Source organism: Deltaproteobacteria bacterium, from assembly GCA_019308905.1.
Classification (GTDB): domain Bacteria; phylum Desulfobacterota; class BSN033; order WVXP01; family WVXP01; genus JAFDHF01.
In genome coordinates this window covers 1-8,766 of sequence record JAFDHF010000097.1, presented here as the reverse complement: position 1 = coordinate 8,766, position 8,766 = coordinate 1, and the positions used below count along the sequence as shown (strand labels likewise).

The following is an 8,766-nucleotide window of genomic DNA, read 5'->3' as shown; positions in this document are numbered from 1 at the left end:
TACGATCACCGAAAAATACCTCTGGCAGGGCTTGACCCGGCTTCTTGCTGTCTATGACGGCAGTGACGCCCTCCTCATGAGGTTTGGATATGCCGACGGTAGGATGCCTTTAGCCATGACGAGGGGAGGCGTGACTTACTACCTCGCCTATGACCAGGTAGGGTCCCTGAGGGTGGTTGCCGATGCCTCGGGGAACGTGGTCAAAAGGGTTGACTACGACTCCTTCGGGAATATAATCGATGATACAAATCCGTCGTTTGAAATACCATTTGGCTTTGCCGGGGGGCTCTTTGTCCGGGACACAGGCCTCCTCCGGTTCGGCTTCCGTGACTATGACCCCGATATCGGAAGATGGACCGGAAAGGATCCGATACTCTTTGCCGGTGGGAACACTGACCTCTATGGGTACTGCCTGAATGATCCGATTAACTGGGTAGACCCTGTTGGGTTATTTAATATAAAGGGAGCATTAAAGAACGTAGGGAGAAGTCCAAGGTTTAGATCTGCTGTATCCCTTGGTGCTGCTGTATTGGCGGAATATGTTGCGAACAGGATGGAGCCCGGAAAGGCGAGGGGTGCTATCTATCTGACAAGTAGTGTATTGGCTACTTTCGCCTCAGCTGAAGCGGCGAAGGCTGCTATCGGATCTTTCTTTTTCGCTACAACTACTGCCGAAACAGGCGTAGGTGCTGTGTTTGGATATATGATTGGAGCCGCTGCTACTGGAGTTGCCGATTATGATTTCATGCTGGCAGTTGACTATCTTGAGAAAGCATTGAAGGATTTTGGATACACAGATCCTGAGCATATGAGTCCATGCTCATAGGTTCTTAGAGGACGGACAACAGACTCAAGAAAAGAAAAGAAATGAGTTCGACACTTACAATAAGAAGACGACTTCTGATTGGTATCCCCACGGTACTAATAACGCTTGGCCTCCTAACACTGTGTTGGTATTTTCTACCGAAATATGCTTTTGTTCTTGTGCTAATAGGTGTAATGATATTGGGTATGATTCTAGAACCCTTTGTAATGCGTTATGAAGAGAGGAGAAAAAGAGAACGAGAGGGAGAAAGAAGGAAGGCGACGTCCATCAATAAGTAAATAAAGACTGTGGGTCACCTTGACTCTTTCTCAGCCGACAGAGAAGTCTTTTTGCACTCTTTCTCCCTCTCGAATCCTTGGCAATCATCTCCTTCACTCGCTAGATAGCACATCTCACCGAACCATAGGCCTGCATCTGAAACGGGTCGCCTATCTGCTTCGGTCTCACTCATTTTGAACACTTCGAAAAAACTTATTATGTGATGTCAAAGACATAGGCTCCCTCTGGAATCTGTTGGCATTACATTTTCTGATCTTCGAAGGCCTGTAACGTTGGTGGTGGTCTCACCCCGACGGCTTGGAAGACCTTGTGGGCCGAACCCCTGAAGTCTGTCCGGAGGATATAGATCGTCGTCCCTGTCCGGTCCATCTTGAGAAATCTCTGGTAGCCTCGTTTACCAACAAGGGCCTTTGGACCCTTGGAGGCGAGAGTCTGCCTGAGTCGGCTAACTACGATCTCTCTCTGTTTTCGATCCCTTTCGGCTTGCCGGGGATTATGACACACAATATAGCGAAGCCCACCGTGGATGACTTGTTTGACCCAGAGATCATCGGCCACCTCGTGGAAAGAGGAACAGTCCGAAAGGACCTCCTCCTCGATGTCCACATAACGCCTAAGAGGAGTTCCAACTATGTACTCAAGGCGTGCCTCTTCGAGCTTTATGAGATTTTCCACACTCACCATGCCCCGATCACAGACAAGAATCGCCCGCTCCACCTCCCCTTTGTGCTCTGCCACAAGATCCATCGCCCGGTATCGGTGTTTTCCGGTTGTCTACATGCAGGTGATGTGATACCCTCAAAGGGGCGAGGGCAATGCCCGGTCTTTGGGTTGCCCATCTGTCGACTCTTCTAAACCATCCTTTGGATTATCGGAGTATTACAGAGAGGAGGGGTATCCCATGAAAAGGCAAGCAAACAAAAAGAAGGGATTCACCAGGAGGGAATTCATAGGAAAGACGGCGATGAGTGCAGCTGCCCTGGGAGGATTGACCCTTGTACCAAGGCTTCCGGCTCTTGCCTCTACGCCGCCCTTGAAAGTGGCCGTCTACGGCGGCTTCTTCAAGAAGGTGCTCGACAAGGAGCTCTTCGGACCTTTTCAAAAGGAGACAGGTATCCCTGTGGAATCCCACGCAGAACCCACGGGGCCGGTGATGTTGCAACAAGTGCGAAGCGCGGTCAAGGCCGGAAAGGCTCCTGTGGACGTGGCGATTTTTTCTGTAACGGCCGTCTTGCGAGGCTTGAAAGAGGATCTTTGGGCACCCTACTCGGAATCGGAGATGCCCAACTTGAAATACCTGGCAAGCCCCTTTATTCGCCGCGATACCCGAGGCCGGCTGGTCGGAATTGGTGCCCTTTCGTGGTATATCAACCTGGTCTACAACTACGATGTAATCAAATACCAGCCTGACTCGTACAAAGCCTTCTGGGATCCCCGGCACAGGGACCAGCTGGGGCTATTGAAATTGGTGGATAACAGTTTCCTACTGGAAATCACAGCGACCACTTACTTTGGCGGGAAAAAGATTCTGGACACAAAGCAGGGGATCTTGAGGGTCATGAAGAAGCTGGCCGAGGTAAAGCCCAATGTGAAGATGTGGTACGAGAGTGAAGCCACATTTGAACAGGCCCTGAAGACCGGCGAGGTTCCGATGGGGCAGCTGTACCACGATGTCACTACGGTCATGGCGAGCAAGGGGGCTCACGTGCGGAGCGTGTTCCCAAGAGAGGGCGGTGTACTAGACCATGGCGAGTGGATGCTTCTTAGAACCAGCAAGAAGGCCAAAGAGGCTCATATCTTTGTCAACTATTGCTGCGATCCAAAGGTACAAGACAGGGTCAGTATGGCCCTGGGTACATCGCCCACGGTTAACCCTCAGTACCTCTCACTTTCGAAGGAGGACTACGAAAAGATCGCCGGGCCTGGGCCTGAGGCTGCGATTACCCCATACTACAAACTCTACATCGGGGAGATCGAGACATGGCTCAAGGAGAAATGGAACGAAATGATCATTGGTTAGGACGAGGAGGGGCGACCCAGATCTACGCATATGGGACGAGTTGAACTGAGAAACCTGTCAAAGACCTTTCCACCGAACATCCGCGCAGCAGAGAATATCAGCCTGTCCATTGAGGAGGGAGAGTTTGTCACACTTCTAGGCCCAAGCGGGTGTGGTAAGACAACAACTCTCCGTCTCATTGCCGGACTCGAAGAGCCCTCTAGCGGCCGGATCCTCATTGATGGTCGAGATGTGACCGCTCTCCCTCCCTATCGAAGGGATACAGGCATGGTTTTTCAATCCCTTGCTCTCTTTCCTCACATGGACGTCTTTGAAAATATCGCCTATGGCATGCGTGTTCGCAGGCTTGCAAAGGCCGAAATAGATGAGAAGGTGACGGAGCTGCTCAAACTCGTCAGGCTCCCGGGTATGGAGAGGAGGAAGATCGAACAGCTCAGCGGAGGACAGCGGCAGCGGGTTGCTTTTGCCAGGGCGCTGGCCATGAACCCCTCGGTCTTCTTGCTCGATGAACCATTCGCTGCCCTGGACAAGAACCTCCGAGAGGAGATGCAAGTCGAGTTGCGGAGGCTCCAAAAGCGAATCCAGATAACCACGATCTTCGTAACCCACAATCAGAGAGAGGCCATGTCCATGTCTGATAGGATAGTAGTCATGGATAGCGGGCACATCGAACAGGTGGGAACTCCCATGGAGATCTACCGGAATCCAGTGTCTCCCTTTGTTGCCACCTTTATTGGGTCTACCAACCTGATAAACGCAGAGGTTAAAGCCCGTTGGGGAGAAACCGTCCAACTCATGACACCCGATGGCGCGGTCTCGGCACCGGCAAAGGATCTTCACCTGCCCGAAGGCAAAGCATGTGTGATCTCGATACGCCCCGAGTCGGTCCGACTTACCATTGAAACAGACGGAACCGAGAAGAACAGCTTTCTCGGAAGAATCGACTTCAAAAGGCATGTTGGGGAACTCATCGAGTACTACGTCCGCACCCAAGGGGGCCAGGAGATCATTGCTTCCTATCAAACCGGCAGCACGGAGTTTTTCGAGGGTGAGAGGGTCAGGGTAATCCTCGATCCTAAAGCATTTTGCATCCTGGACAGGGAACTCTAATGAGACAGCGGGAAGGCTGGTTGAAATACATTCTGGCTTATCCAGTGGGGATGCTCCTCGTGTTCTTCGTCATTCCCCTGGCTATGCTTGTCGTCCTCAGCTTCTACCATCATCCTCCGGGAGGATTCTACGAACCGGCCTTTACCCTCGAAAACTACATACGATTCTTTACAAGGACCCTCTATCTCAAGAGGCTTGCCTTTACTTTGGAGGTCTCTATTCTCACGGCTCTCATCTGCCTGGTCCTGGGATACACGTTTACCTACTATCTGACCCGTGTGACGAGAAAGAGGCGTTTCTACATCATTATGGTGATAAGCACCCTCTGGCTGTCTTATATCATTCGGAGCTACGCATGGACCGTCCTGCTTTCGAGAAATGCAGGAATCAGCCAGCTCTTTGTCTGGATCGGTCTTGCTGAGAAACCCCGGAGTTACACGCCGGGCTTTCTCGCCGTACTCATAGGACTCGTCTACGTTTTCCTGCCCTTCATGATCCTCACCCTTTACGGCAGCCTGAAATCCATCAATCCGGAATACGAAGAGGCTTCACTGAACCTCGGGGCCGGACCCTGGAAGACATTCTGGAAGGTGACACTCCCACTCTCGAGAAACGGGATCATCTCCGGGGTCCTCCTGGTCTTTGTTCTCACCATGGGGGCCTATGTAGTGCCATCCATCCTGGGCAAGCCCCAACAGTGGACCATGGCCATCATCATAGGCGACCAGGCAACCTACGAATCGAATGTTCCCTTCGGGGCTGCTATGGCACTGGTGTTGATGGTTCTCTCCATTGTAATCATTTGGCTAGTGGCGAGGATTGCCGGAACAGAGAGCCTCTCCATGGGGGCCAAAGGGAAATGAAGATTGAGACGACAGGCAGGCTCCTCTTGGGGGCATGTTTCGGATCGATCGTGGTCTTCCTGATCGCCCCGCTGGTAATCGTCATAGCCGTATCTTTCACGCCGGACATCTTCATGGTGTTCCCACCCAGAGGATTCTCCCTCCAGTGGTATAGAGAATTCCTGACCATGTCGGATTGGCGCGAGGCGATCAGAGACAGCCTCATTATTGCAAGCGGGGCAGCGGTTGTTTCAACCTCTATCGCCCTTGTCCTGGCCTTTGTCCTTGACAGATGGGAGATCCGTTTTGCCGGAGCCATGAGGACCCTGGGCTTGCTCCCTTTTCTGCTCCCTCCGGTGATCGTGGGGATCGCCTTGATGGCCTTCTTCTATTCTCTCGGCTATTCCGGCAAGATTATCAATGTGGTCATTGCCCATGGCATCTTCTATACGGCTCTGCCCCTGATGCTGATCTCCCTCGGTTTCGAGTCGATAGACAAGGAGTTGGAAGAGGCCGCAATGAACCTCGGGGCCACAGAACTGAGGGTCTTCAGGACCGTAACCCTTCCGCTGATTCAGAACGACATCTTTGCCGGGGTTCTTTTCTCCTTCATACTCTCTCTTAACGAGTACTTCATCGCCTTCCTGGTGGCCGGGTTTACCGTGACCACCCTGCCCATAAAGATCTTCTCCTCTCTCCGGTATTCATACTCTCCCACCATCGCAGCCGTGTCGGTCTTCTTCATTCTCATCACAACAGGGGTTGTCATTGCGATCAGCAGGCTGACGAAGGGGATATGGGAATAGGCGGTGATTGGCTCCGCGGGCCTTTCCTCCTGCGGCTTTTGAGCGGATCAAGGAGCCATGGCTTTCGCGAATGACTCCGAAAATCCGTTCTCTGAAATCACGCTTGTCGAGGAAAGGGACGGTCGAGGAACGGAACGTCCATCAATTCAATATATGCAGTGTAAAGAGTGTGGGGTCACCCATTACTTGCGGTGTGGCAATGCCGCATAGTCTTGTAGGCCGGAATCCTACCCAGGTGGCCGCTAGGGGAGTGGGAGCAAGTCTGCTCTTGACTCTTTCTCAGCAGGCAGAGAAGTCTTTTCCACTCTTTCACCCTCTCGAATCGCTGGCAAGCGGTTTTTCCACCCGGTGGACAGCACATCTCACGGAACCATAGCCCTCTTTGTGAAACATATCGGCTACCTGCTTCAGTCTCAGGACGTCCCTTTTCTCAAGCGCCTCCTCAGGCAAAGCGCCACACCTTTGGGCTCGCTGTCGTTGAAATCCTTTTTCCAGTCTGTACTACCATTCGTCCTCATGCCTCGTCTAGGATGCAATGGAATCATGCGAAGTGACAAAGAAATCCGCAACAAGACTCAAGACCAGACTTGAGCCCCCTCTTGCCCCCACCCTCTGGCGACTGAAACACTGAGGGATCATCGAGCGCAACCCGTATTTTCTGCCTGCCCACGTTTATTTGGCTACGGGTTACAGTGAGCTGCAACGGCATTAGGAGGCCCCAGCATCGGCCTGAGCGGTCATGAAGCTGAGTCCCCGGACTCCAACGGAAGCTTGGAGACAGAGACCCCCTACAAAGGTCAAGCGGTACTGGAGCGCCCCTTTGACTGCCTCCGTAAGACGAGGGGGTTGAGGAAAGCGACCAGAAATCTCCTTGCCGTCCTCTTTTCGAACCTGCGCCTCTCAAAGACTGTCTTTCATCGAAGGATCCGGCCACGATCGGCTTCGAGTAATCCATCTATCAAACAGGCCCGGACAGGGACTCAAGAGCAAGTCTGACCGACCTCCCTTCGGAACCCCGGCCAGCACAAGGGATACCTACTCCTCAAGCTTCATGAGCCGCCTAGCACATTCATCGGCAACTTCACGATCAGGCGATTTACTGCCGGGCATCGTCGCCCAACCTATTTCTTTCACATAATCGCCCCTCTTCCATGAGTTCATTTCTTTCAACTCCTTGAGTCGCTCTTCCTTGTTTGGATCCTCCAGAAACTGTGCGACGCAAATAGGTGCCAGGTAGTCTACAACAGCCCTTTCGGCCATTTGCTCCGCTTTAGCCTGGGCAGAGCCCCTCGTCACCACCCAGCCTGTCGAGAAAATGACAATAAGTAACACAATCCCGCCAACCACCACACCCCACACAAACGGTTTTACATCGGCTTTTCTCATCTTAGTTACCTCCTTCAAATCAAAACGAGAAATACGATCAGTTCCGGACCATCATACACTGGGAGCCGGCTTCGATGGGTGAAATCCGCATCTTCACGTGTTTCCTGACGATCCACAGCGAACCCCTCCAGCTCCGAGCCCAAATCCAGGCCTATGAACAACCCCCTTACCCTCTCTCCGGTTTCCGCGTATCGATCTCCTTCTTTTTCGTTCCACAAGACCAACCCCAAATTGTGGTCACCGTCAACAGACGATGCCCTCCTCCGCTAGGCTTTTGGCATCCTCACATTCATTGCACGCGGCCCTTTAGGCCCTCTCTCCACGTTGAACTCTACGCTATCTCCCTCTTTCAAACCATCAAAATCCGCCCCCTCCAGAGCGGAGCTGTGGAAGAAGACTTCTCCTCCATCTTCTGCACTTATGAACCCGTATCCCCTTCCCCGGAGGAGTTTCTTTACCTCTCCTTTCAAGCCTATCACCTCCTTTCGGTAGAGCCCCGGCAAAGCCGGTTCTCTCCTTTCCATTCGCGGCTTGGACCTTCCCTCGTCCCTGAAACCCGGTCACCCTAAAGGGACTTTCTTCCCCTCCATGGTGATTCTCCTTGCTGATGAGCATCAATCTCATTTGTATAGCCGACGCCCGGATTTCAGCCTCCTTCGTCTGGCCTCAAGCCTTTTTCTCTTTCTCTTGACACTCGGTTTCTCATAGAACCTTCTACGCCTGAGCTCCTTTCGAACACCCTCTGAGTCCATCTTCCTCTTGAGAACCCTGATCGCCTTCTCAATATTCCCTCTGACTTCGACACTGATGACCATGAGGATTCCTTTTTGACGGGGGAACTTGGTAGCAGATCCTCGGTCGGCCCCAGGTAGTAAGCGGGCGTTATGAAACAAGGTGGCCGCATTCGCCGGAAAAACTCACGCCACACAAAAAGCCCCCGAGATCCTTGAAAGTCCCGGGGGCTCATATGCGATCAAACCATCTGGGCTTCTCAAGAAGCCTCCACCTGAATCAAATATATGAAACAACGCCTGAGAAGTCAAGCGCAGATCCCCGTCAAGATCCACCGGGAATAGGGGACGCCTATGATTTTATGCTTTGCTTGTTCTCAATTTGCACTGTCCGATCGACGTATTCCAAAAAGAACGAGAATAGACGCTGCCGGAGCCATCCGTTGCATCGTCATCCGTCATCCCTAATCATGTTCATCGGCTCTGTCCTGGGTCGTGGCAAGGATCCCCAGGCTGTCGCAAATCCTGAAGTCTGCTTTGCTACCGGGCCAATCGTGAACTGGGAATGAGCATGGTTGAGTTGTCACGTCGCATGAAGATTTCCCGGTCAGCGGTGAGTAGGGCATCGTTGAGGGGTGAAAAAATCGCTGTTCAAAGTAACTTTCCGCCTGTGAAGCATGGCTGACAACGTTTTGCATAAAATCATAGGCGTCCCCTAACCTCCCTAACCTCTAACCTCGGACGGCATCCGGTATCACAAATGGGA

At 52.4% G+C, this 8,766-nt stretch carries 8 protein-coding genes and 1 pseudogene; 5 read left to right on the top strand and 4 right to left on the bottom strand.

What is annotated here, in order from left to right:
- Nucleotides 1–451, top strand: a pseudogene (locus JRJ26_19405) (RHS repeat-associated core domain-containing protein).
- 894 nt (nt 452–1,345) lie between these two features.
- Here the strand turns inward: JRJ26_19405 and JRJ26_19400 are convergent.
- Nucleotides 1,346–1,852 (bottom strand): hypothetical protein, encoded by a 507-nt coding sequence (locus JRJ26_19400; GenBank protein MBW2059663.1) that lies wholly within the window; start codon nt 1,850–1,852, stop codon nt 1,346–1,348.
- A gap of 217 nt (nt 1,853–2,069) precedes the next feature.
- Here JRJ26_19400 and JRJ26_19395 point away from each other — a divergent pair, with 217 nt between their 5' ends.
- The 4 genes from JRJ26_19395 to JRJ26_19380 are packed head-to-tail and all read left to right on the top strand — an operon-like array spanning nt 2,070 to nt 5,883.
- Complete coding sequence (locus JRJ26_19395; protein MBW2059662.1) at nt 2,070–3,125, top strand: extracellular solute-binding protein; 1,056 nt, start codon at nt 2,070–2,072, stop codon at nt 3,123–3,125.
- Nucleotides 3,126–3,155: 30 nt separating this feature from the next.
- Nucleotides 3,156–4,235 carry an ABC transporter ATP-binding protein gene (locus JRJ26_19390; GenBank protein MBW2059661.1) on the top strand — a complete coding sequence of 360 codons (1,080 nt, stop codon included), beginning with the start codon at nt 3,156–3,158 and terminating at the stop codon, nt 4,233–4,235.
- Nucleotides 4,235–5,098 carry an ABC transporter permease gene (locus tag JRJ26_19385; GenBank protein ID MBW2059660.1) on the top strand — a complete coding sequence of 288 codons (864 nt, stop codon included), beginning with the start codon at nt 4,235–4,237 and terminating at the stop codon, nt 5,096–5,098. The genes JRJ26_19390 and JRJ26_19385 overlap by 1 nt, the downstream gene beginning before the upstream one ends.
- Entirely contained in the window at nt 5,095–5,883 is a 789-nt protein-coding gene (locus JRJ26_19380; protein MBW2059659.1) for an ABC transporter permease, read from the top strand. Before JRJ26_19385 ends, JRJ26_19380 begins: the two co-directional genes overlap by 4 nt.
- Before the next feature lie 1,035 nt (nt 5,884–6,918).
- On the opposite strand, the gene JRJ26_19375 is transcribed toward JRJ26_19380, so the two are convergent.
- The 3 genes from JRJ26_19375 to rpsU all read right to left on the bottom strand — a co-directional run bounded on the left by JRJ26_19375 (nt 6,919) and on the right by rpsU (nt 8,078).
- Nucleotides 6,919–7,269 (bottom strand): hypothetical protein, encoded by a 351-nt coding sequence (locus JRJ26_19375; GenBank protein ID MBW2059658.1) that lies wholly within the window; start codon nt 7,267–7,269, stop codon nt 6,919–6,921.
- Nucleotides 7,270–7,535: 266 nt separating this feature from the next.
- Complete coding sequence (locus JRJ26_19370) at nt 7,536–7,793, bottom strand: cold shock domain-containing protein (GenBank protein ID MBW2059657.1); 258 nt, start codon at nt 7,791–7,793, stop codon at nt 7,536–7,538.
- 96 nt (nt 7,794–7,889) lie between these two features.
- Nucleotides 7,890–8,078, bottom strand: a complete 189-nt coding sequence (rpsU, locus tag JRJ26_19365) for a 30S ribosomal protein S21 (protein ID MBW2059656.1) — start codon at nt 8,076–8,078, stop codon at nt 7,890–7,892.
- Nucleotides 8,079–8,766 lie beyond the last annotated feature (688 nt).

Excerpts from the sequence above, each read along its gene's own strand:
- JRJ26_19390 (MBW2059661.1), top strand. The coding sequence starts at position 3,156 with ATGGGACGAGTTGAACTGAGAAACCTGTCAAAGACCTTTCCACCGAAC.
- JRJ26_19400 (MBW2059663.1), bottom strand. The coding sequence starts at position 1,852 with ATGGATCTTGTGGCAGAGCACAAAGGGGAGGTGGAGCGGGCGATTCTT.
- JRJ26_19395 (MBW2059662.1), top strand. The coding sequence starts at position 2,070 with ATGAGTGCAGCTGCCCTGGGAGGATTGACCCTTGTACCAAGGCTTCCG.
- JRJ26_19370 (MBW2059657.1), bottom strand. The coding sequence starts at position 7,793 with ATGGAAAGGAGAGAACCGGCTTTGCCGGGGCTCTACCGAAAGGAGGTG.
- JRJ26_19380 (MBW2059659.1), top strand. The coding sequence starts at position 5,095 with ATGAAGATTGAGACGACAGGCAGGCTCCTCTTGGGGGCATGTTTCGGA.
- JRJ26_19375 (MBW2059658.1), bottom strand. The coding sequence starts at position 7,269 with ATGAGAAAAGCCGATGTAAAACCGTTTGTGTGGGGTGTGGTGGTTGGC.
- JRJ26_19385 (MBW2059660.1), top strand. The coding sequence starts at position 4,235 with ATGAGACAGCGGGAAGGCTGGTTGAAATACATTCTGGCTTATCCAGTG.